General features: G+C 72.4%; 18 protein-coding genes, 1 pseudogene and 1 riboswitch. Of the genes and pseudogenes, 11 read left to right on the top strand and 8 right to left on the bottom strand.

All coding sequences use genetic code 11. The annotated features are described in order from the left end of the window. Nucleotides 1-195: 195 nt before the first annotated feature. A riboswitch (cobalamin riboswitch) is annotated at nt 196-346 on the top strand. Between the two features lie 184 nt (nt 347-530). The 6 genes and pseudogenes from metE (at nt 531) to ACIOD1_RS10575 (ending at nt 8,507) form a co-directional block, all read left to right on the top strand. Next, nucleotides 531-2,855: a 5-methyltetrahydropteroyltriglutamate--homocysteine S-methyltransferase gene (gene metE / locus ACIOD1_RS10550; protein ID WP_401901490.1), complete on the top strand. Its 2,325-nt coding sequence runs from the start codon at nt 531-533 to the stop codon at nt 2,853-2,855. A gap of 89 nt (nt 2,856-2,944) precedes the next feature. Beyond that, complete coding sequence (locus tag ACIOD1_RS10555; protein ID WP_365612563.1) at nt 2,945-3,679, top strand: adenosylcobinamide amidohydrolase; 735 nt, start codon at nt 2,945-2,947, stop codon at nt 3,677-3,679. A gap of 8 nt (nt 3,680-3,687) precedes the next feature. Next, a pseudogene (locus tag ACIOD1_RS10560) lies at nt 3,688-4,317 on the top strand (3-hydroxybutyryl-CoA dehydrogenase); the annotation flags it as partial. A 331-nt stretch (nt 4,318-4,648) separates the two neighbouring features. Beyond that, a complete protein-coding gene (locus ACIOD1_RS10565) occupies nt 4,649-4,999 on the top strand; it encodes an SAV_915 family protein (RefSeq protein ID WP_365612560.1) in 351 nt (116 codons plus the stop codon). A 12-nt stretch (nt 5,000-5,011) separates the two neighbouring features. Then, nucleotides 5,012-6,346 (top strand): diaminopimelate decarboxylase, encoded by a 1,335-nt coding sequence (gene lysA / locus ACIOD1_RS10570; RefSeq protein ID WP_401901491.1) that lies wholly within the window; start codon nt 5,012-5,014, stop codon nt 6,344-6,346. Nucleotides 6,347-6,647: 301 nt separating this feature from the next. After that, on the top strand, nt 6,648-8,507 hold the full coding sequence (locus tag ACIOD1_RS10575; protein ID WP_401901493.1) for a copper resistance CopC/CopD family protein: 1,860 nt from the start codon (nt 6,648-6,650) through the stop codon (nt 8,505-8,507). Between the two features lie 98 nt (nt 8,508-8,605). Here ACIOD1_RS10575 and ACIOD1_RS10580 read toward each other — a convergent pair whose 3' ends face one another. Then, the gene (locus ACIOD1_RS10580) at nt 8,606-8,845 is read right to left on the bottom strand and encodes a chaplin (protein WP_365612551.1); all 240 of its coding nucleotides are present in this window, start codon (nt 8,843-8,845) and stop codon (nt 8,606-8,608) included. Between the two features lie 226 nt (nt 8,846-9,071). On the opposite strand from ACIOD1_RS10580, the gene ACIOD1_RS10585 reads away from it, so the two are divergent. Then, on the top strand, nt 9,072-10,127 hold the full coding sequence (locus ACIOD1_RS10585; protein WP_365612548.1) for a biotin/lipoate A/B protein ligase family protein: 1,056 nt from the start codon (nt 9,072-9,074) through the stop codon (nt 10,125-10,127). Between the two features lie 62 nt (nt 10,128-10,189). Here the strand turns inward: ACIOD1_RS10585 and ACIOD1_RS10590 are convergent, their stop codons facing one another. After that, nucleotides 10,190-10,714 carry a CAP domain-containing protein gene (locus ACIOD1_RS10590; protein WP_365612545.1) on the bottom strand — a complete coding sequence of 175 codons (525 nt, stop codon included), beginning with the start codon at nt 10,712-10,714 and terminating at the stop codon, nt 10,190-10,192. A gap of 410 nt (nt 10,715-11,124) precedes the next feature. Here ACIOD1_RS10590 and ACIOD1_RS10595 point away from each other — a divergent pair, with 410 nt between their 5' ends. The 4 genes from ACIOD1_RS10595 (at nt 11,125) to ACIOD1_RS10610 (ending at nt 13,027) form a co-directional block, all read left to right on the top strand. Next, nucleotides 11,125-11,586 carry a peptidase inhibitor family I36 protein gene (locus ACIOD1_RS10595; RefSeq protein WP_365612542.1) on the top strand — a complete coding sequence of 154 codons (462 nt, stop codon included), beginning with the start codon at nt 11,125-11,127 and terminating at the stop codon, nt 11,584-11,586. A gap of 143 nt (nt 11,587-11,729) precedes the next feature. Next, nucleotides 11,730-12,263 carry a CAP domain-containing protein gene (locus tag ACIOD1_RS10600; protein ID WP_401901496.1) on the top strand — a complete coding sequence of 178 codons (534 nt, stop codon included), beginning with the start codon at nt 11,730-11,732 and terminating at the stop codon, nt 12,261-12,263. 60 nt (nt 12,264-12,323) lie between these two features. Continuing rightward, nucleotides 12,324-12,599, top strand: a complete 276-nt coding sequence (locus ACIOD1_RS10605) for a hypothetical protein (protein WP_365612537.1) — start codon at nt 12,324-12,326, stop codon at nt 12,597-12,599. Between the two features lie 152 nt (nt 12,600-12,751). Continuing rightward, nucleotides 12,752-13,027 (top strand): hypothetical protein, encoded by a 276-nt coding sequence (locus ACIOD1_RS10610; RefSeq protein ID WP_365612534.1) that lies wholly within the window; start codon nt 12,752-12,754, stop codon nt 13,025-13,027. A 7-nt stretch (nt 13,028-13,034) separates the two neighbouring features. On the opposite strand, the gene ACIOD1_RS10615 is transcribed toward ACIOD1_RS10610, so the two are convergent. The 6 genes from ACIOD1_RS10615 to ACIOD1_RS10640 form a co-directional block, all read right to left on the bottom strand. Next, a complete protein-coding gene (locus ACIOD1_RS10615) occupies nt 13,035-14,723 on the bottom strand; it encodes an alpha-amylase family glycosyl hydrolase (protein WP_401901502.1) in 1,689 nt (562 codons plus the stop codon). 134 nt (nt 14,724-14,857) lie between these two features. Continuing rightward, nucleotides 14,858-17,383, bottom strand: a complete 2,526-nt coding sequence (locus ACIOD1_RS10620) for a carbohydrate-binding protein (RefSeq protein WP_401901504.1) — start codon at nt 17,381-17,383, stop codon at nt 14,858-14,860. A 122-nt stretch (nt 17,384-17,505) separates the two neighbouring features. Continuing rightward, entirely contained in the window at nt 17,506-18,396 is an 891-nt protein-coding gene (locus tag ACIOD1_RS10625) for a carbohydrate ABC transporter permease (protein ID WP_365612525.1), read from the bottom strand. 10 nt (nt 18,397-18,406) lie between these two features. Further along, complete coding sequence (locus ACIOD1_RS10630; RefSeq protein WP_401901507.1) at nt 18,407-19,345, bottom strand: carbohydrate ABC transporter permease; 939 nt, start codon at nt 19,343-19,345, stop codon at nt 18,407-18,409. Nucleotide 19,346: 1 nt separating this feature from the next. Then, nucleotides 19,347-20,708 carry an extracellular solute-binding protein gene (locus ACIOD1_RS10635; RefSeq protein ID WP_365612523.1) on the bottom strand — a complete coding sequence of 454 codons (1,362 nt, stop codon included), beginning with the start codon at nt 20,706-20,708 and terminating at the stop codon, nt 19,347-19,349. A 335-nt stretch (nt 20,709-21,043) separates the two neighbouring features. Beyond that, nucleotides 21,044-22,027, bottom strand: a complete 984-nt coding sequence (locus ACIOD1_RS10640; RefSeq protein WP_401902320.1) for a LacI family DNA-binding transcriptional regulator — start codon at nt 22,025-22,027, stop codon at nt 21,044-21,046. Between the last annotated feature and the right edge of the window lie 169 nt (nt 22,028-22,196).

The following is a 22,196-nucleotide window of genomic DNA, read 5'->3' on the forward strand; positions in this document are numbered from 1 at the left end:
ATCCGCACGTCGACTCGCTGCGCCCCCGCCTCGCGGCCTCGCGGCCCTGCGGGACCGCGAGATTCGGACGGATCCTCCGTCGGAGCGGCCGGTTTCGGCCTTCGGACGGTAGGCGGGGGTCGCCAGTGGGTGATCACTCGCTTTAGGGTGGTCGGTGCAGCTGGTTCGCCCCCGTCCGCCAGGCGGGGTGCGTCGTAAGAGGGAACCCGGTGGGAATCCGGGACTGCCCCGCAGCGGTGAGTGGGAACGACCGCCGTCATGAGCACTGGACCCGGGACGGGTCTGGGAAGCGACGGCCAGTAGGTGCCGGCCCCCGTGGCCTGCGTGCCCGCGAGTCCGAAGACCTGCCCGTTGCCCGCACGCGACCGTTTCGCGTGCGGAAATCTCGGTGACCTCGTGGGCGGGTCGGCGTACACAGCGAGCGGCACGCGCGGCTTCCCTCCGCGATGTGGGCCGCCCGTTCTGTCGTTCCTTCGCGTCCGCGTCCCGTCTCCGGGATGTCCAGGACACATCTCGCGAAGGAGAGTTCCGTGACATCGAAGCCCGCAGCCGCGGCAGCACGAGCCACCGTGTACGGCTACCCCCGCCAGGGTCGGAACCGGGAGCTGAAGAAGGCCGTCGAGGGCTACTGGAAGGGCGGGGTCAGCGCCGAAGCCCTCCGGGAGACCGCGGCCGACCTGCGCCGTTCGAACTGGCGGCAGCTGGCCGACGCCGGCATCGACGAAGTGCCGACCGGCGATTTCTCGTACTACGACCACGTCCTGGACACCAGCGTCATGGTCGGCGCGGTCCCCGCACGCCACCGCGCGGCGGTCGCCGCCGACGCCCTCGACGGCTACTTCGCGATGGCCCGGGGAACGCAGGACGTGGCCCCGCTGGAGATGACCAAGTGGTTCGACACGAACTACCACTACCTGGTTCCCGAGCTCGGCCCGGACACCTTCTTCAGCGCCGATTCCACCCGGCAGGTCGCCGAGCTGAAGGAGGCCCTGGCCCTCGGACACACCGCCCGCCCGGTCCTCGTCGGCCCCGTCACCTACCTGCTGCTGGCCAAGCCCGCCCCCGGCGTCGCGGACGACTTCCAGCCGCTGACCCTGCTCGACCGGCTGCTCCCCGTCTACGAACGGGTCTTGGCCGACCTGCGCGCCGCCGGCGCCGAATGGGTGCAGCTCGACGAGCCCGCCCTCGTCCAGGACCGCACCCCGGCGGACCTGAACGCCGCCGCCCGCGCCTACCGCGACCTCGGGAGCGCCGGCGACCGCCCGAAGCTGCTGGTCGCCTCGTACTTCGGACGGCTCGGCGACGCCCTCCAGGTGCTCGCCGCCGCCCCCGTCGAAGGCCTGGCGCTCGACTTCACCGACGCCGCCGCCGCGAACCTCGCCGACCTCGCCGCGGTGGGCGGCCTCCCCGGCAAGCGCCTGGTCGCGGGCGTGGTCAACGGCCGCAACATCTGGATCAACGACCACCAGAAGGCGTTGACCACCCTCGGCACGCTCCTGGGTCTCGCCGACCGGGTGGACGTCGCCGCGTCCTGTTCCCTGTTGCACGTCCCGCTGGACGCCGCCGCCGAACGCGACATCGATCCGCAGCTCCGGCGCTGGCTTGCCTTCGCCCGCCAGAAGACCGGCGAGATCACCACCCTGGCCCGGGGACTGGCCCAGGGCACCGGCGCCATCGCGGCCGAACTCGCCGCCAACCGCGCCGACCTCGCCTCCCGCGCCTCCTCCGCCCTGACCCACGACCCGGCCGTCCGCGCGCGGACCGCCGCGATCACCGACGCCGACGGACGGCGCTCGCAGCCCTACGCGCAGCGGACCGCCGCACAGCGCGCCCTCCTGAGCCTGCCGTTGCTGCCGACGACCACCATCGGCTCCTTCCCCCAGACGAACGAGCTGCGCGCCGCCCGCGCCGACCTGCGGGCCGGACGGATCGACGCCGTCGGGTACGAGGACCGGATCGCCGCCGAGATCCGCGAGGTGATCGCCTTCCAGGCGAAGGTCGGAATCGACGTCCTCGTCCACGGGGAGCCCGAGCGCAACGACATGGTGCAGTACTTCGCCGAGCGGCTCACCGGCTACCTCGCCACCCAGCACGGCTGGGTCCAGTCCTACGGCACCCGCTACGTGCGCCCACCGGTGCTGGCCGGGGACATCTCCCGTCCCGAGCCGATGACCGTCCGCTGGACGACGTACGCCCAGGCGCAGACGGCCAAGCCGGTCAAGGGCATGCTGACCGGGCCGGTCACCATGCTCGCCTGGTCCTTCGTACGCGACGACCAGCCCCTCGGGGAGACCGCCCGGCAGGTGGCGCTCGCCCTGCGCGACGAGGTCGACGACCTCGAAGCCGCCGGTACGTCGGTCATCCAGGTCGACGAGCCCGCCCTGCGCGAGACCCTGCCGCTGCGGGCCGCCGACCACGCCGCGTACCTGGCCTGGGCCACCGAGTCGTTCCGGCTCACCACCAGCGGGGTCCGGCCGGACACGCAGATCCACACGCACATGTGCTACGCCGAGTTCGGCGACATCGTCCGGGCCATCGACGACCTCGACGCGGACGTCATCAGCCTGGAGGCCGCCCGCTCCCACATGCGGGTCGCCGACGAGCTGGCCGCACACGGCTATCCCCGTGAGGCCGGCCCCGGTGTCTGGGACATCCACTCGCCCCGCGTCCCGAGCGCCGGGGAGGCCGCCGCCCTGCTGCGCAAGGGCCTCGCGGCGATCCCCGCCGAACGGCTCTGGGTGAACCCCGACTGCGGTCTGAAGACCCGTGGCTGGCCCGAGACCCGCGCCTCCCTGGAGAACCTCGTCGCCGCCGCGCGCGAGGTCCGCGCGGATCTGACGACCGACCGCTCCTGACCCGGTGGCGGGTCCGGGACGGACGCCCGCCGGGCCGTCCGCCCCGGACCTGCTCCTTCGGGGCCCTGATCAGCGGGTTAGGGTGCGGGATGCCCTACGCGCCCCTCGACCTGTCCGCCGTGGACCGTCTGCCGCTCCTGTCGCGCGTGGAGGACGGCCGGACGTTGCCGATGCTCCTGTGGGTGCCGGGGCACAGCCGGCGCATGATCTCCAGCGCGCCCCTGGGCGGCGGCATCGGCGAGCGGCACTGGGTGCTCAACGCGCAGGTGGCGCACGGATACCGGCGGACGGATCCGGACGTCCACCTGGCCGCACTCGCGGCGCGCGCCGGAGCGTCGGGGCCGGGCGTGGGCCTGATGACGGCCGCCTCGGTCGCCGATCACGGCCGCGCCTCGGACGGCGGCGTGTGGGCCCTGGCGTCCGCCGGGCTCGGTGTACGGGGCTGGGCCGCCGACCCGGCCCCCGGCGTCCCGGGGCCCCGGTCGGCGGGGACGATCAACATCGTGGTGTCCGTACCGGTCGCCTTCTCCGACGCGGCCCTGGTGAACGCGGTCGCGACGGCCACCGAAGCCAAGGTGCAAGCCCTGCGCGACGCCGGGGTGGACGCCTCCGGCACTCCGACCGACGCCGTGTGCGTCGCCGCGCCGCATCCCGCGGCCGGACGACCGGGCGAGCCGTTCGCCGGCCCGCGTTCGGTGTGGGGCGCGCGGCTGGCGCGGGCCGTGCACGAGGCCACGTACCACGCCTGTCTGCGCAGTCGTGGCCCGGAACGGCCGCTCGCCCCGGGAGGGACGAGCGACCTGGGCGGGGTCAGCGGTGGGTGAAGTCCGGCGACCTCGACGACCGGCAGCTCGTGATCGAAGCCGTGGTGGAGGACGCCGAGGCGAAGATCGCGGTCTTCGCCGCCCTGGACAAGATCGTCGAGGACCACGAGGCCGTCCTGGCCACCAACACCTCGGCCATCCCCGTCATGCGCCTGGGCATGGCCACCGGCCGCGCCGACCGCGTCATCGGCCTCCACTTCTTCAACCCGGTGCCGGTCCTGCCCCTGGTGGAGATCGTCGCCTCCCTCCACACCTCGGCCCGGGTCAAGGCCGCGACGGAGGCGTTCGTACGGGACACGCTCGGCAAGACCGCCGTCCACGCACAGGACCGGGCCGGCTTCGTCGTCAACGCCCTGCTCGTTCCGTACCTGCTGTCGGCCGTCCGCATGGCCGAATCCGGCTTCGCCACGGCCACCGACATCGACTCCGGCATGGTGCTCGGCTGCGCCCACCCCATGGGCCCGCTGAAGCTCGCGGACCTCATCGGCCTCGACACCGTCGCCGCCATCGCGGAATCCCTCTACGCCGAGTTCAAGGAGCCCCTCTACGCCCCGCCCCCGCTCCTCCTGCGGATGGTCCAGGCGGGGCTGCTCGGCCGCAAGACCGGCCGCGGGTTCCACACGTACGGCCGGGACTGAGCGGGATTCCCCTCCGAGACGGGCATCGCGAGCCGTACGATGCGTTCTGCTCCGGCCCTCCACGGCCGGACCCACAACCGCACGCGCGCACAACCGGGGGCAGCCGGTGGGAATCCGGCGCCGGCCTCACCGGCCCCGCCGGCCTCACCACGTTCCGCCGCGGTCGACGGGCGTCAGTGAGGTGTATGGAGCGGGGCGTTCCGCGTCAAGGTGGCGTCAGGGGGGCGGGCGCGAGGTGCGGGGCCGGGGATAGCTTCGGTAGCGCGCCCCGGACCGCCTCCCCGCGGCCGGGGCGCCACCCATCGTTCGTGGTTTCCCCAGGGAGAGCGCCATGTGTCTGTTCCGGTACGAAGACGACCCCGAGCCCGAGGAACCCGTCCCGGCCGGGCTCCTGTACGTGCCCGTCCGGCCGGGAAGCGCGGGCGCGGCGGGGACGGTGATCCGGCTGTTCCGCACGCCGTTGGGCCTGCGCACGGCCGTCGGTTTCACCCGTGTGGAGCGACTGACCGCGACCCTCGGCGACGGCCAGGCCCGCGTACGCCTGTCGGAGTCCCTCCTGCGGGAGTTGTGCGCCCCGCTCGGCGCGGAGCTGATCACCGTCGACCCGACGCTGTCGGCTCCCGCCGTCACGCCGGCGACCCACCGGCCGGACCGGGACCCGGTCCGCACCGTCCGAGCCTGAAGGGGGAACTCCATGACCGTCACCGCTCTGCCCGAGGTCGCCCCCGGCGCGGACGACCTGTCCGTCTGGCCCGCCTCCGCCGACCGCCTTCCGCACGGTGGCCTCGCCGTCGGCGGGGTGTCCCTCGCGGAGATCGCCGACCGGTTCGAGACGCCGGTGTACGTGTTGGACGAGGGCGAGGTGCGGGCCCGCTGCCGTGCCTACCGCGCGGCCTTCCCCGACGCGGACGTGCTGTACGCCGCCAAGGCCTTCCTGTCCCGGGCCATGGTCCGCTGGGTCGACGAGGAGGGGCTCGGCCTGGACGTGTGTTCGGCGGGCGAGCTCGAACTCGCCGTCACCGCGGGCTTCCCCGCGGACCGGGTCGTCCTGCACGGCAACGCGAAGTCGCCCCGCGACATCGAGGCCGCGCTGCGGCTCGGGGTGGGCCGGATCGTCATCGACAGCTCGTCCGAGACGGCCCGGATCGCCGCCGCCGTGGGCACGGGCGGATTCCAGCGGGTGATGGTCCGGGTCTCCCCCGGGGTCTCGGCCGGCGGCCACGAGAAGATCCGTACGGGTACGGACGACCAGAAGTTCGGCCTCTCCCTCGCCGACGGCTCCGCGCAGCACGCCATCGCCCGGATCCTGGGCCAACCCCAACTCGAACTCACCGGGTTGCACTGCCACATCGGCTCCCAGATCACCGAGGTCAGACCGTACGTCACCGCGGTGCGCCGGATGGTGGGGCTGATGGCCCGCATCCGCGACAGCCACGGCGTCGTCCTCCCGGAGTTGGACATGGGCGGCGGGCACGCGATCGCCTACCGACCGGGCGAGGCCGCCCTCGACCCCGCCGTCCTGGCCCGAGGGCTGCGCGCCGAACTCGCCGCGAGCTGCGCGGCGGCGAGGCTGCCCGTCCCCCGCCTCGCCATCGAGCCCGGCCGGGCGGTCGCCGGACCGGCCGGGGTCGCCGTCTACCGGGTGCTCGCCGTCAAGCACACCGGGGAGCGGGTGTTCGTCGCCGTGGACGGCGGCATGAGCGACAACCCCCGACCGGCCCTGTACGGGGTCCGGTACGCGCCCCGCCTGATCGGCCGACGGAGCGCCGCCGGGGCGCGTACGGCCACGGTCGTCGGGCGGCACTGCGAGGCGGGCGACGTCCTCGCCGCCGACGTGGAGCTGCCCGGGGACGTCCACCCGGGCGACCTGCTGGCCGTTCCGGTGGCCGGCGCCTACCACCTGTCGATGGCCTCGGGCTACAACATGGTCGGCCGCCCGCCCGTCGTCGCCGTCCACGAGGGCACGGCACGCCTCCTGGTGCGGCGCGAGACCCTGGCCGACTTCCGCGGCCGGGACATCGGGGGGTAGGCCGTACCGGCGCGGGTCGCCGGTCACGAAGCGGCGCGGGGCCTCGCCCGACGGGCGTACCCATACAGCAGGAAGGGGCCGGTCGAGCACGACGCGGCGGTCTTTGGCGGAAGTTGCGCAACCCGATCGCGCTCGTCGTGGGCGGGGCTAGCGTCCAGCACTGCGGTGGGGGCCCGTCCCCCACCGCTGAGCCCCAGAACCCCAGGCGGGCCCGGCACCCCGTCCGACCTCGGTCCCGGCGACCGGCGCGGACGCCGCCGACCGGCGCCGCCGATGACGATCGCCCCGGAGGCCGCCCCTCATGCCCAGCGGATCGAGCCCCGCGAGGATGTCCGCGGTCGTCCTGACCCTGGTCGCCGTCCTGTGCGCCCTGGTCCTCGGCGGGGCCGGCCCCGCCCCCGCGCATGCCGGCCTCAGCGGCTCCGACCCCGCGGACGGCGCCGTCCTCGACACGGCCCCGGAACGGATCACGCTCACCTTCACCGAATCGGTGAGTTTCCCCGACGGGGCCTTGCGCGTGCTGTCGCCGAGCAACGAACGCGTCGACCCGCGGCCGCCGCAGCACGCCGACGGCCGGGACGACACGGCCCGGGTGGCACTGCGCGGGAACCTGGCCCGGGGCACCTACACCGTGGCCTGGCGGGTGGTCTCCGCCGACGGTCACCCCATCTCCGGCGCGTTCACCTTCTCCGTCGGGAAGCCGTCCGGGACCACCGCGGTGGTGGCGGGGACCTCCCCCGCCGACACGTGGGCCGGCCGGCTGTACGGCTTCTTCCGCTACGTCGCCTACAGCGGCCTGGCGTTGCTCGTCGGAGCCGCGACGTTCGTCCGCGTCTGCTGGCCGGCCGCGGGCGGGATCCGCGGGCCGCGCCGCCTGTTGGCGGGCGGCTGGGTGGCGCTGGCGACCTCGACGGTGGCCCTGTTGTCGCTGCGCGGCCCGTACGAGAGGGGCGGCCCCCTGTCGTCGGCCTTCGACCCGTCCCTGTGGGGCCGAACGCTCGCGGGGAGGCCGGGAATCGCCCTGGGCGTGCGGCTCCTCCTGCTGGCGCTCGCCGTCGTGTGGTGGCGGCGGACGCCCGTACGAGACGGTGTCCGTGCGCGGTTCGGCGCCGGAGCGGCCCTCGCCCTGGGTCTGGCGCTCACCTGGGCCGCCGCCGAACACGCCTCCGCCGGCATCCAGGTGCCCCTCGCCGTCCCCGTCGCCGTGCTGCACCTGCTGGCCATGGCGGTGTGGTCGGGCGGTCTGGTCACCCTGCTCGGCGCCCTGCGCCACCGAGGGCCCGACGGTCGTGAAGTCCCGGCTTCCGCGATCACGCGTTACTCGGCGCTGGCCTTCGCCGCCGTGGTCGTCCTGGTCGGCACCGGGCTCTACCAGTCGTGGCGTCAGGTGGGTTCCTGGGAGGCCCTGTCCACCACCTCGTACGGCAGGATCCTCGTCCTCAAGGTCGCCGCGGTGGTCGTGGTGCTGTGCGTGGCGGGCCTCTCCCGACGGTGGACCGCCCGCCTGGTGGACGGGGCGACGGAGCAGGCGCTCGCCCGGCCCGTGCGCATACGTGTCCCGCAGACGGTCGGCGCGCCCGGTGCGTCGCCGGGGCCGGATGGCGACAGGGCCCCGGCCCTTCGCAGCGGTTCGGGCGACGGCGGCGAGGCGCCTGACGTCGACGCGGCGCTCCACCGGCGTCGGCTGCGCCGCACCGTGGGTGTCGAGGCGGCGGTCGCTGTCGTCGTCCTGGTGATCTCGACCGTGCTGACGGGGACCCAGCCGAGCCGAGCCGCCGCCACGGCCGCCGCCGCCGCGACGTCCGCGGGGCGGGAACCGGCGGTGAAGGTGGTCACGATCCCGTTCGACATGGGGACGGCGAACCACCACGGCACGGTACAGATCACTCTGGGACCGGGGCGCGTCGGCGAGAACACCGTGGAAGCGGTGGTGTTCACGGCGGACGGCGGCATCTCCACCGTCCCCGAACTGCGGCTCGCCCTGACCCGACGCGACCTGGGGATCGGGCCGCTCGACGCGAAGCTCAAGGACCGGAAGGGCTACTGGGCCGCCTACGACCTGAGGCTGCCGACGGCCGGCCCGTGGGACCTGGCCCTCACGATCCGCACCACCGACATCGACCAGGTCACCGTGAACGCCACGGTCGGCGTCACGCCCTGACGGGCAGCAGCGCTTCGGGCCGGTACGAAGGCCGCACCGGGCGGGCGCCGCGGGCACGGGGGATAACTCCGCCCGTGCGCGCGGCGCCGCCCGGTCGGTCAGGCGTTGACGCAGGTGTTGCCGAACGCCGGGTTCAGCAGGCCGATGACGCTGACGGAGTTGCCGCAGGCGTTGATCGGGATGTGGATGGGCACCTGGATGAGGTTGCCGGACAGGACGCCCGGCGAGCCGATGGCCGCACCCTGGGCGCCGGCGTCGGCGGAGGCGATGGACGCCCCACCGATCACGACGGCGCCGGCGGCGAGGGCGAGGCAGGCGCTCTTCAGGACACGTGACATGGGGATGTCTCCTTCAGGAGGGTGTGACCGGCCGCCCCGGGCGGGCCGCCGTACGGCCCCGTCCGGGCCCGCACCTGCACTTCGTCATGGCCTGCCATCCGGCTTGGCGGTGGACGCGATGTTCCCTCGCACGGGTGACGCTCCGCCACCGGGCACGGCGTCGGATACCGTGGGGTGTCCACGCAATACCGGTCAAGCCGGTCATGGCTTCGAGAGGCGTCTACCGGTGCACGGTGAGTACAAGGTTCCGGGCGGCAAGCTCGTCGTCGTCGATCTGGAGCGCGAGGGGGGCCACCTGCGCGACGTACGGGTCTCCGGCGACTTCTTCCTCGAACCGGACGAGGCCCTCGACGCCGTCAACGGGGCCCTCGAAGGTGCTCCGGCCGATGCCGACGCCGCCGCGCTGGCCGCTCGGATCACGGCCGCCCTGCCGCCCGGCACGCACATGTACGGGGTGAGCGCCGAGGGCGTCGCCGTCGCGGTGCGCCGCGCCCTGGCCCGGGCCACCGAATGGGCCGCGCACGACTGGCGGCTGGTCCGGATGCCGCCGCAGGAGCCGGCCCTGCACATGGCGCTGGACGAGGTGCTGACCCACGAGGTGGCCGCGGGGCGCAGGCCACCGACGCTGCGGGTGTGGGAGTGGGCCGCGCCCGCCGTGGTCATCGGCAGCTTCCAGTCGCTGCGCAATGAGGTCGACCCGGAGGCCGCGCGACGGCACGGTATGACCGTGGTGCGCCGGATCTCGGGTGGCGGGGCCATGTTCATCGAGCCGGGCAACACCATCACGTACTCGCTGTCGGTGCCGGAGTCGCTGGTCTCGGGGCTGTCGTTCGCCGACTCCTACGCCTACCTCGACGACTGGGTGCTGGGAGCCCTGGGCGAGATGGGCGTCAGCGCCTGGTACCAACCGCTGAACGACATCGCCACGGAGGCGGGGAAGATCGCGGGCGCCGCGCAGAAGCGCATCGTGTCCGGCAAGGGGGCCGTGTTGCACCACGTGACCATGGCCTACGACATCGACGCCGACAAGATGACCGACGTCCTGCGCATCGGCCGGGAGAAGCTCTCGGACAAGGGCACCCGGAGTGCCAAGAAGCGGGTGGATCCGCTGCGTCGGCAGACGGGGCTGTCCCGGCAGGAGGTCATCGACCGGATGGTCGCCGCGTTCCGGGGCCGGTACGGGCTGACGGACGACCCGGTGAGCGCCGAAGAGATGGCCGGGGCGAAGGAGTTGGCGGCGACGAAGTTCGCCACCGAGGAATGGACCGCGCGCGTCCCCTAATAGGGCGGGGCCGTGGGTCGGCGCCGGACCCGACGGAACGGGAATGCGCGCGGTCGGGCGCCTCAGGAGTACTGGCACACGGTGACCCAGCCACCGGGGACGCTCACGCCGCTCTTCGCGCCGCAGCCCATCTTCGTGTAGGTGGGCTGGACCATGTTGTAGTAGTGGCCCCAGTCCGCGTACGAGGCGCTGTCGGTGTCGTAGTTGGGGCCTGCCGCGTCGTAGGCGCCCTTCTCGGCGGCCCATTGTCCGACGGCTCCGGGCGGTCCGACGCTGGAGATGTTCTCGGCGACGTTCGCCGTGCTGTGGTTCAGCCGATTGCCCGCGGCGGACTTCGGGTCGTCGGCCCATCCCTGGGCCTGGGTGGCGAGTCCCGCGTCCCACGTGAGGGGCGGTTGGCCGTTTTCCTGGCGTATGCCGTTGGTCTCGGCGAGCATGGCCTGCTGCTCTCCCGGACTGATCGCCTCGGGGAAGCCGGCCGAGGACGCGACGGTCGCACCGGCGCCTCCGGCCAACAGGAGGCCTCCGGCCAACAGGGCCGTCGAGGCGGCGGCCGCGGCGCGGCGGGGGATTCGTGTGAGGTTCACTGCGACCTCCAGGTCGCGCGGAGGGCATGCGGGAGGAACCGGCTCACGTCACGGCGATCGCGCGAACGGGTCGCACAGTGGAAGCGGGTCGCACAGCGGAAGCGGGTCGCACGGCCGGTTCGGGGCGATGGCGGGACACGACCATCGGCGATGCGTGCTGGTGCGTGCTCGGGTCGGCGGCCGTCCGGCCGCCGCCGGTGGGTCCAGCTCGTCCCAGTATCCCCTCGGCCCGGCGTCGGCGCACCGCGTCTGCCACCGCGCAGTGGCTCACCTGCGGTTTCGGTGGGGGTCCGACGCCCGGGGCGCCACCGGAGTGCGATCAAGGCGGACGAGGGGTGCGATGGAGTCCCGGGGCCACGGCCGCTCCGGCGCCACCCCCATCTCCCGGCCGCGGAACGGCGGTGATCGGCGTGACCCCACGCACCGAGGACCCGACCCGACGGACCGGCTCGCGCCGCCGGAGCGTCACCTTGTACGGCGCCCTCGCCCTCCTTCTCACCCTCGCCGTCGCCCCCGCGGCCCACGCCGGCTCGGGCGGTTCCGCGGCGCCCGCGGAGCGCTGCACCCCGGGGTGGGTCTGCGGCTGGACCGGCCCGTCCTACACGGGTGTCGTGAGCCTCGTGGCGCAGGACATGCCGCGCTACCCCGAGACGACCGCCTACGTCGGCTTCAACGACGCGGCCTCGGTGTGGAACGCAGCCGGCTCGCAACGCGTCGGCGGCGAACCGCGGGTGCGGTGCGTCACCGTGTACAACCGCCCCGACTACAAGGGACGCGCACTGACCGTTGCCCCGGGCAAGGGGATTCCGCGGCTTCCGTCGTCCTTCGGCCACGTCCACTCCAGCCGCTTCCACACCTGTCGGCAGCCGTAGCCCTTCGCCGACGGCGCGGCTCGGCTCGGCTCGTGGTGCGGCGCACCCGGTCATACGGTGGAAGCAGCAGGAGGCGCGCCCCCGCGACCGATCGCTCGCGCCGCTCCGGCCACCTCGCCCGCTTCTGCGCGAAGGGAACTCCCATGCGTACGAGGAACCGTTGGATCCGTTGTGTCTGCGCCGCCGCGTGCACGGCGCCGCTGCTGGTCATGGGCGGTGCGGCCGCCGCGAGTGCCGTGCCCGTGTCGGCCGCCGCCTCGGTGTCGGCGTCCGTCACCCCCCTCACCGTGCGGGCCTCGTCTCCGGGCGAGATCCTCAGCCTGGTCAACGCCGAGCGGGCGAAGGCCGGTTGCGAGCCTCTGAAGGCAGACCCGCGGCTCATGCAGGCGGCCCAGGCGCACGCCGACGACATGGCGGCCAACGGGCTCACCGGGCATGACGGCTCGGACGGGTCCAGCGCGCTGTCCCGCATGGAGAAGGCCGGGTACTCGCCGGCGGGGCAGTCCTCGGAGAACGTCTCCGGACCGGGCTTCGACTCCTCGAAGGCCCACGTCGACGGTTGGATGGCCAGCGAACGGGGCCACCGCGCGGCGATCCTGAACTGCGCGTTCAAGGAGACGGGGATCGGGACGAGCGGGCAGTTCGCCGTGGAGGTCTTCGCCGTCAGCGCACGTTAGCCCCCTCGGGCATCACGGGGAGGCCGAGCCGAGACCATCCTGGAAGGCAGGTGCGTTCCCATGCGCACAGTGACTCGAATCGCCGGTGTCCTCAGCGGCTTGGCCCTCACGATGGGCGGCGCGGCCCTCGTGGCCCCCGCCGCCCACGCGGACATCCCCGCCTGCACACGTACGGCCACCCAGGCGGGGGCGGACCTCAACGACGCGGTGCTGTCGGCCTGCCACCGAGGTGTGAGCGGTGACCTCCAAGGCTGTGTGGCCGGGCTTACCGGGGCCGGGGTCGCGGGCGGCGCCGCGAACGGCGCCTGCCGGGCAGCGGCCCACGAACCCCGCTAGCGTCGAAGGTGGGGGCACGTCGAGCAGCCCGGTCCGGTGCGGCACCCCCGGGATCCGCACCCCCACCCGTCCCGGCTCGACGCCGGAATTTTCGCGCGCTCCGGAACATCCAGGTCCCGGGCGGCGACGACCTCGGAGAGCAGGTGCGTCCCATGCGCACGTCGACCCGTATCGCAGGAGTCCTCACCGGCCTGACCCTCGCATTCGGCGGTGGCGCGGCCCTCATGGCCCCGGCCGCCCAGGCGGACGTCACCCAGTGCATCAATCAAGTGGAGCGCGAGCTGCAGGGCGGCGAGGCACCGGACTCCGTCCGCATGGCCTGCTACGTGGGCCTGACCGGCGACCACGAGAAGTGCGTGAGCGGCCTGACCGAGAGCAGGGTGTCCGACGCGACGGCTGCCGCCGCCTGCCAGGCCGCCCCCAAGTAGGCCCTGGTCAGCACTCCGAGCCCCAGCCCGCCGGGCGCGTGCGGAGCCATACGGTGGTGTCCGCCGGCAGGAGTGTGGCGCCGTTCGGGCCGGGCCGGAGCGGGCCGCTGCTGAGCAGGACCTCGGCGTCCGCCGGCAGCGGCTGGAGCCCGGCGAAGTTGGTAAGGCAGCGGAAATCGGCGCCGGGGCGGTCGAAGCCCAGGGTGTCCGGCCCCGTGTCCGTCCAGGTCAGGGTCTGTGGCAGGGCGGCCAGGCCGGCGCGGCGCAGGGCGAGGGCCTCGCGGTAGAGGGTGAGGAAGGAGTCCGGGTCGCCGTCCTGCGCGGTGACGCAGAGGGCGGCCCATGCGGGGGGCTGTGGCAACCACGGGTCGGCGGCCCGCGGCCCCGGGGAGAACCCGAGGGACGGGGTGTGCCCCGCCCAGGGCAGGGGGACCCGGCAGCCGTCGCGGCCCCGGTCGAGGCCCCCGGAGCGGACGAACGTCGGGTCTTGGAGGACCGCATCGGGCAGGTCCTGGACCTCCGGGAGGCCGAGTTCGTCGCCCTGGTAGACGTAGACGCCTCCGGGCAGGGCGAGGGTGATCAGGGCGGCGGCCCGGGCCCGCCGTCGGCCGAGGGCCGGGTCGCTGGGGTCCAGGAGCCGTTTGTCGCCCATGTCGAAGGAGGTGTCCTCGCGCCCGTAGCGGGTGACGTGGCGGATGGTGTCGTGGTTGGACAGGACCCAGGTCGGCGGCGCGTCGACGGTCCGGTGGACCTCCACGGTGGAGTCGACGACCTTGCGCAGCGCCTCGGCGTCCCACGGGCAGCAGAGGAAGTCGAAGTTGAAGGCGGAGTGCAGTTCGTCGGGGCGCAGGTAGCGGGCGAACTGTTGGGCCTCGGGCAGCCACACCTCGCCGATGAAGGCCCGCTCGCCCGGGTAGGAGTCGAGGATCCTGCGCCAGCCGCGGTACACGTCGTGCACGGCGTCCACGTCCTGGTAGGGCAGGTCGCTCGGGTCGGGGCTCGGGCCGACGTCGGGGAGGCCGGGCTTCTTGGCGAGGCCGTGCGCGACGTCGATGCGGAAGCCGTCGACGTCGCGGTCGAGCCAGAAGCGCAGGATGTCCTCGAACTCCGTCCGCACTTCCGGGTGTTCCCAGTTCAGGTCCGGCTGTTCGGGGGCGAACATGTGCAGGTACCAGGGGCCGGGGGCGCCATCTGCCTCGGTGACGCGGGTCCAGGCGGGGCCGCCGAAGTACGACTGCCAGTCGTTGGGCGGTAGTTCGCCGTGTGCGCCGCGGCCGGGGAGGAACCAGAACCGGTCGCGTTCGGGTGACCCGGGTCCGGCGGCGAGTGCCCGCGGGAACCAGGGGTGCCGGTCGGAGCAGTGGTTGGGGACGAGGTCGACGATGACGCGCAGTCCGTGTTCGTGCGCCTTGGCGATCAGCTCCTCCGCCTCGGCGAGGGTGCCGAAGAGCGGGTCGATGTCACGGTAGTCGGCCACGTCGTAGCCGGCGTCGGCCATGGGCGACACGTACCAGGGGTTGAACCAGAGTGCGTCGACGCCGAGTTCGCGCAGGTAGGGCAGGCGGGAGCGGACGCCGGCGATGTCGCCCACGCCGTCGCCGTTGCCGTCGGCGAAGCTGCGGATGTAGATCTGGTAGATCGATGCGTGGCGCCACCAGGGCGCTGCCTCGGGGCGGGGGGCGGCGGTGTCGGGCACGGCGTCTCCTGGTGGGGTTCGGGGTGCCGCGGGGTGGCGCGCGGCTGCTGCGGAAGGCGAAGGCTGTGGAGGTGGTGCGCGGCGGCAGGGGCGCGGGCCGGGTGGGGTCCCGCGCCCCTGCCGCCGGGGAGTGGCTACCAGCCGGAGTTGCCGGCGCCCCGGTTGACGGTGAAGCCGCCCGCGAGGCTCAGGCCGCCGCTCGCGGCCTCGGTGACCGTGACACCGCTGAAGGTGCCGGACCCGGCCGCGTTGATCTCGATGCCGTAGGTGCCGGTCTTGGCGATCCGGTTGTTCTTCACCGTGAGGTCGGAGACGTTCTTCTGCCAGGAGACGAGCAGGCCGCTGTAGGTGCTGTCCAGGATGTCGTTGTCCTGGAGGAGGACCGGTGTGGTGATTTCGGAGGCGTCCGCGTACACCCACAGCGCGCCGAGCTTGCTCTGCCAGTTCGGCTCGTAACCACCGGTCCGGGAGAGGGTGTTGCGCTGGACGGTCGCCGGTCCGCTGAAGGGGATGCCGAAGCGGGTGCTGACGGCGATTCCGGAGGCGCCGGTGACGGTGTCGGCGATCAGGTTGTCCTCGATGCGGTTGCCGCTGCCGCCGTAGATCGCGGCTCCGTTGGCCAGGAGGGGCAGTTGGACGGTGTTGAGGCGGAGCACGCAGTCCGTGACGGCCGAGGCCTCGGACCACATGGCGAGCGCGTCGTCACCGGTGTTGCGCACGCTGCTCTGGGAGACCTCGCTGCCGGAGGTGCCCTTGTGGAGGTTGACCCCGTCGGCGTAGGTGTCGCGGATGCGCAGTCCGGTGGCGAGCAGGCCCCGGGTGGGGGCGTCGATCCACAGGCCGACCTTGCTGTGTTGGATCCACACGTTCTGGAGCGTGGAGCCGTTGCCGAAGTCGCCCTCGACGGCGGCGTCGCTGTTGGCGTCGTCGCGGTGGTCGGCCCCGCCGTTGAGGGTCAGGTCCTGGACGGTGTTGGTGCCGCCCCGTCCGAAGAGGCCTCCCTTGCCGTTCTTGCCGCGCAGGGTGGTGTGCCATTCCCCGGCGCCCCGCAGCACGTTTCCGGCGAGGTCGACGTGGCCGGAGATGTCGTAGGTGCCGGCGGGGAGCCAGAGCCCCTTGCCCTGGCCCTTGGCGGTGACGAGGGCGCTGTTCAGGGCGGCGGTGTCGTCGCTCCCGTCGTTCGGGGTGACGCCGAGGGTGGTCGCGGAGACGAATCCGGTGCCGGGCATGGCGGCCGGATCGGGGGCCGTCTCGGTTTCCACGAGGTCGATCGCGTAGGAGGCGGCGGTGTCGCCGGCGTCCTTCTGGAACTTCAACACCGTGCCGGCCGGGAAGGTGCCGGTGAGGGTGCGGGTCTCGTCGAAGAAGCGGTGGGCCTCGCCCTGTGAGGGGTCGTTGCCGTAGGGGTAGGCGCCGTAGACCCAGCTGTACTTGGAGGTGAGGGCGAGGTCCTTGGTGTGGGTTCCGTCGGCGTAGAGGCTGAGGGTGGCGTTGGTTCCGGTGCCGGCCGCGTTGTCGGGCATCGAGTACCGCACGGTGACGGCGTTGGTGGCCTTGGTGAGGGTGAACTGGACGTACTCCCCCGTCTGGTCGAGCACGACGGCCCGGCGGCCCGAGGCCTCGGAGGCGAGCGTCTTGTAGGTACGGTCCGCGGCCGTGACGGAGGCGTTGGTGACGCCGGCCTCCGCCTCGTAGGTCGTGTACGGGAGGGTGGCGCCGCGGGCGGCGTTCGGGGTGGATCCGGTGACGTCCACGCCGTCGAGCTGGAAGTCCCCGTTGTCACCGGCCTCGGTGCGCAGGGTGAGCGTGTTGAGTGGGGCGCGCAGGGGCGCGTCGGTGGTGAGGGTGGCCCAGGCGCCCGAGGTGGCGGGGAGGGTGAGGCGGCGCACGGGGCTGCCGTTGGCGTGGAGGGTGACGGTGGCCGCGTTCGCGCCGGGGGTGCGGTAGCGGACGGCGACCTGGCGGGTGCCGGCGGCGGGGGCGGACACGGAGAAGGCGGCGCGGGCTCCGGGGGTGGTGAATCCGGTGAGGTAGCCGGTGCCGCCCGATCCGGCGGAACCGGCGACGGTGGGGCCGCCGGAGGCGAAGGCGGTCTCGGCCTGGTGGGTGAGGGTCACGGGCGGATCGGTGGGTTCCGTGGTCGGGGTGGTGGGGGTGAGACGGTCGATGTTGACGTTGCCGGAGTCGGTGGTGGTGAAGCTCAGGGTGACCGTGTTGGCGCCCTTGGCCAGGGGCAACGACTCCTGGAGCGTGCCCCAGGTGTCCCAGTTCGCGGTCGCGGGCAGCGAGATCTGCCGCACCTTCGAGCCGTTCGCGTACAGGCTCAACGTCTGCGCGCCGCCCGTACCGTTCGCGTACCGGATCGCCACCGACCCCGTACCCGCCGACGCCGACGGCACCGCGAACGCCACCGAAGCACTGCCCTTGTTCCCGTCCGTGAAGCCACCCACATAACCACTGCCGGTGAAACCGGGATGCTCGGACTCCGCCCGCACCCCACCCGACAACACGGCCGACTCGGCCTCCAGGGTGACGGTGGCGGCGTGGGCGGCGCCGGCGGCGGCGAGCGGGAGGCCGAGGCCTGCCGTCGCGAGGGCGGTGAGGAGGAGGGGGGACAACAGGCGGGCGGTGCGGGTGCGGGTTCCTCGTACAGAAGGCACGGCGTCGTGTCCTTGTCTGTCGGTGCGCTTCCCGGGGGACGGGAGGGCGCGGCGGGGATCGCCGCGGTGGTCCGTCACCGCGGCGGTGTGGAGAGGGGAAGCGGGGAGGGGCCGGGGCCGGGTCAGCCCTTGAGGCTGCCTGCGGTGAGGCCGGAGATGATGTGCCGCTGGAAGAGCAGGAAGAGCACGAGCAGCGGGATGCTCGCCATGACCATCCCCGCGAGCAGTTGGTTGGCCGGCATGAATTCGGCCAGGCGGTTCAGGGCGACGGTGATGGGCTGTTCGGCCTCGTCCGGCAGGACGAGCATCGGCCAGAGGAAGTCCTTCCAGACCCCCACGACGGCGAAGATGGAGACGACCGCGAGCACGGGGCGCGACAGCGGCAGGATCACCGAGGCCAGGATGCGTACGGTTCCGGCGCCGTCGATGCGGGCGGCGTCGATCAACTCGGTGGGGACCTGGTCGAAGAACCGTTTGAGGATGAAGACGTTGAAGGCGTTGGCCGCTGCGGGCAACCAGATCGCGAACGGGGTGTTGATCAGGTTCACGTGGACGAGCGGTACGTCCACGACCGTGAGGTAGGTCGGCACGAGGAGCGCGGAGACCGGCAGCATGAGGGTCGCCAGCATCATGCCGAGGACGACGTTGCCCAGCACCGGCCGGAGCTTGGAGAGGGCGTACGCGGCGCAGACGTCGATCACCAGCTGGAACAGCCAGGCCCCGACGGCGAGCGTCACGGTGTTGAGGAAGTATCCGGCGAGGCCGACGTTGGTCCACGCCTGGCCGTAGCTCTCGGGGTGCCAGGTGCTCGGCAGGAGCGAGGGGTGCGGGTCGGCCAGTTCCGCCGAGGACTTCAGTGCGCCGGTCACCATCCAGTAGAGCGGGAAGACGAAGGCCAGGGTGAAGCCGATCAGGGTCGCGACGAGGACGAAGCCGTGCAGGAAGCGGCCGACGGGCCTGGTCAGTTCGGCGGGTGCGATCAGGGAGCGGGCGCGGGATTCGGGGGTGGCCATGTCGGTCCTTTCAGCCCTTGTTTCGGGTCAGGCGCAGGTACACGCCCGCGAAGAGGCCCAGGACGACGAAGAGCAGCGTGCTCATGGCGCTGGCCAGTCCGAAGTCGTTGTAGACGAAGGCGTAGCGGTAGAGCAGGAGGAGGATCGTGACGGTGGCGTCGTTCGGGCCTCCGCCGGTGAGGACGAAGGGTTCGACGAACACCTGCATGGTGCCGATGACCTGGAGCAGCAGGGTGATCAGGAGGATGAACCTGACCTGCGGGATGGTCACGTGCCACAGCCGGCGGCGGATGGACGCCCCGTCGAGTTCGGCAGCTTCGTAGAGTTCGCCGGGGATGCCGCCGAGGGCCGCCAGGTAGACCAGCGTCGTTGTGCCCATGTTGGCCCAGGTGGAGACGAGGACGAGCGAGACCATCGCGAGGTTCTCCGACTCCAGCCACTGTTGGGCGGGCAGGTGGAGGACGTCGAGGACCTTGTTGAACAGGCCCGGGCCGGGATCGTAGATCCAGCGCCAGAGCAGCATGGTCACGATCGGCGGGAGCATCACCGGGAGGTAGACGGTCAGGCGCAGGTAGGACTGGCCGCGGCGCAGTTCGTTCAGGACGACCGCGGTCACGAAGGGGGCCGCGAAGCCGAAGACGAGCGCGAGCAGGGTGAAGTAGCCGGTGTTGCGCCAGGCTGTGGCGAAGAGCGGGTCCGCGAACAGGCGGCGGAAGTTGTCGAGGCCGACCCACTCGGCGGGTTGGGCGAAGGTCACCTGCTGGAAGCCGAGGAGGACGCCGCGGACGATCGGGTACCAGGCGAAGAGCGCGAAGCAGATCAGCGCGGCGGACAGGAAGAGGTAGGCGACGAGGTTCTCGCGCAGCCGGCGCACCCGGCGCACCCGGTCCGGGGCCGCTCCCGCGCGCTTGGCCGGGGCGTGGACCGCGCCGGTCGGGAGTGCGGTCACGTCACTTCACCGTGGCGAGGATGCCGTCGGCCCGGGCCGCGGCGTCCTTGAGCAGCTGGGGGATGTTCGCGTCCTCCTTGGTCAGGACGGACTGCATCACCCCGTCCAGGACGGTGTAGATCTGCTGTGCGTTCGGCGGCTCGACCTTGACCTCGACCTGGGGGCTGCGGTCCACGAACGGCTTGTAGTTCTGCTGCGGCACGTTCGCGTGCGCGGCGTGGATGGCGTCGACCTTCTGCTGGGCCGCGCCGCCGAAGAGATTGGGCTGCGGCAGGCCGATCGGGACACCGAGTCCGGAGAACTTCGTGACGTTCTCCTCTTCCCGGTCGGGGTTGAGGTACTTCCACTGGACCCACTGGAGTCCGGCCTTGATCTTCTCGGGTGAGGCCTTGGGGTTGAACATGAAGCCGTCGCCGCCACCGAGGGTCGCGCTGCCGGGGAGCGCGGCAAGGCCGAACTCCTCGTACTTGCGCTCGAACTGCTTGACGATGGTGGGGATGTTGTCGGGTCCGGCCATGTACATCCCCAGCTTGCCGGAGCCCATCATCTTCTGGACATCGGCTATCTCCAGCAGTTGGCGACTGCCCATGCTCCGGTCGGTCCAGCGCATGTCGTGGAGGGTCTGGAGCGCCTTGTGGCCGGCGTCGCTGTCGAAGGCGGCCTTCCACGTGCCGTTCTGTCGGGTCGCGACGTCGCCGCCCATCGAGTAGAGCCAGGACGTGAGGTGCCAGCCGCCCTGGTTGTTCTTGCTGTAGTCGGCGTAGCCCACCGTGCCGTCCCCCAGCTCGCTGATCTTCTTCGCGGCGGCGCGGACCTCTTCCCAGGTCGTCGGCGGCTTGTCGGGGTCGAGGCCCGCCTTGCGGAACAGCTCGCGGTTGTAGACGAGGCCCATGGAGTAGTTGCCGGTGGGCAGCCCGTAGGTCTTGCCGCCGGCGTCCTTGAACACCGCCTGGAGTTCGGGGCGTACGTCGGACAGGTACGGGACGTCCGCCAGGTAGGGGGTGATGTCCGCGGCCTGGCGGCGCTGGATGAGTCCGGCGGGGTCGGTGAAGTAGACGTAGTAGACGTCCTCCAGCCGGCCGCCGGCCAGCTTCGCAGCGAAGGTCTTGGGGTCCATCTGGCCTTCGCGCGCATCTATCTTGATCTTCGGATGCGCGGCCTCGAACTGCTTGACCAGGTCTTCGAAGTCCTTGCGGTCGTCGGCCTGGGTCTTGGCGGGCATTCCGTTGACGGTGATCGTCACGACCCCGTCGGCGCCGCCCGCGGCGTCGGGTGAGCCGCCCGATCCACACGCCGAGAGGGCGAGCGCGGCGACGACGGCGGTGGACGCGAACAGGGCGCGACGTCTGGTGATGCCATCCATGGAACGGTGCCTCCTGGCTTCGACTGCGGACACGACGGCGCCCCGGGGGAACGGGGAACGGTGTCCGCGTCAGGTCGCGGCCCCGAGGGCGACTGCGACGCTGAGCGGGCTTCGATGGCGCGACAGTAGAAGTCGTGAACGCAAGAAGTCAATAATGTTACGCAAGAGATTGGAGCCCGTCACGGAAGGGCATCACACACAGTGACGTGCACCGGGGGCGGGTTCGCGCGGACCTCCCGGCACGCGCGAAGAGGGCCCGGCCGTGGCCGGACCCTCTTGAACACCTCCACGGGGCCCTCTCCGACCCCCCGCCCGGCCCCCTGCCGACCCCGCCGTCACCCCCGTGCGGGGGGCCTCGCGGTCGAGCCCCGCACGATCAGTTCGGTGTCGAAGAGGACCTCCGTGCTCCCCGCTACACCCGTGCGGATCTGCTCGGTCAGGAACTGCACCGCCGCCGAGGCCATCGCCGCGACGGGCTGCCGGGCCGTCGTGAGCGGCGGGTCCGTCGCCACCATGAACAGGGAGTCGTCGAACCCCACGACGGACAGCTCCGCGGGGACGTCAAGCCCCCGCCTGCGGGCGCCGCGGATCGCGCCGAGGGCCAACGCGTCGCTGGCGCAGACCACGGCCGTGACCCCGCGCGGCAGCAGCTGGGCCAGGGCCGTCGCGCCGCCCTCCATGGAGAAGAGGGCGTGCGCGACGAGCGCCCTCCAGTCCTTCGCGGGCACCCCGCGCCGCGCGTTGAAGGCCGCGTAACCTGCGATTTTACGGACGGACGGCACGTGTCCGGACGGGCCGACGATCATTCCGATCCGCTCGTGGCCGAGGGCCGCCAGGTGCGTCAAGGCCTGCTCGGCGGCTCCCGCGTCGTCCACCGAAACCTGGGCGACGCCGGCGTTCTCGTCGGCCGGGTTCACCAGGACGACGGGGATCCCGCGCTGTCGCAGGGCGCGGCCCTGGGCCTCGCCGACATCCGCGTAGCTGGCTCCCACGAAGACGATTCCGCCGACGTTCTGCTCCAGCAACATGTCCACGTAGTGGGATTCGCTGACCCCGTCCGCCGTCCTCGTGCACAGCACCGGGACCAGGCCGTGACCGTTGAGCAGGCCCGCGAGGACTTCCGACGTCGCCGAGAAAACGGGGTTCTGCAGGTCGGGCACGACCAGTCCGATCAACTGGGCGCGCTCCCGCCGGAACCGCACCGGCCGCTCGAAACCGCACACGTCCACGGCGGTCAGGACGGCCTCTCGGGTGGTGGGTGACACGTCCCGATTGCCGTTCAGGACGCGACTCACCGTAGTCGTGCTGACGCCGGCCATCTCGGCCACCTGGGCTAGCCTCTGGATGCTCACGTGCGCACCGTACCAGTTGGGTACGCAAAAATGAGCCCCACTTACGCAAATTACTTGCAGAGATGACATGCGCTTGCGTGCCCTCGGCGCCCCGCGCGCCCCGCACGCCTCTCTCCGCATCCACGCGCCCGTTTCC

The sequence above is a fragment of the Streptomyces sp. NPDC088097 genome (assembly GCF_044741845.1).
GTDB lineage: Bacteria > Actinomycetota > Actinomycetes > Streptomycetales > Streptomycetaceae > Streptomyces.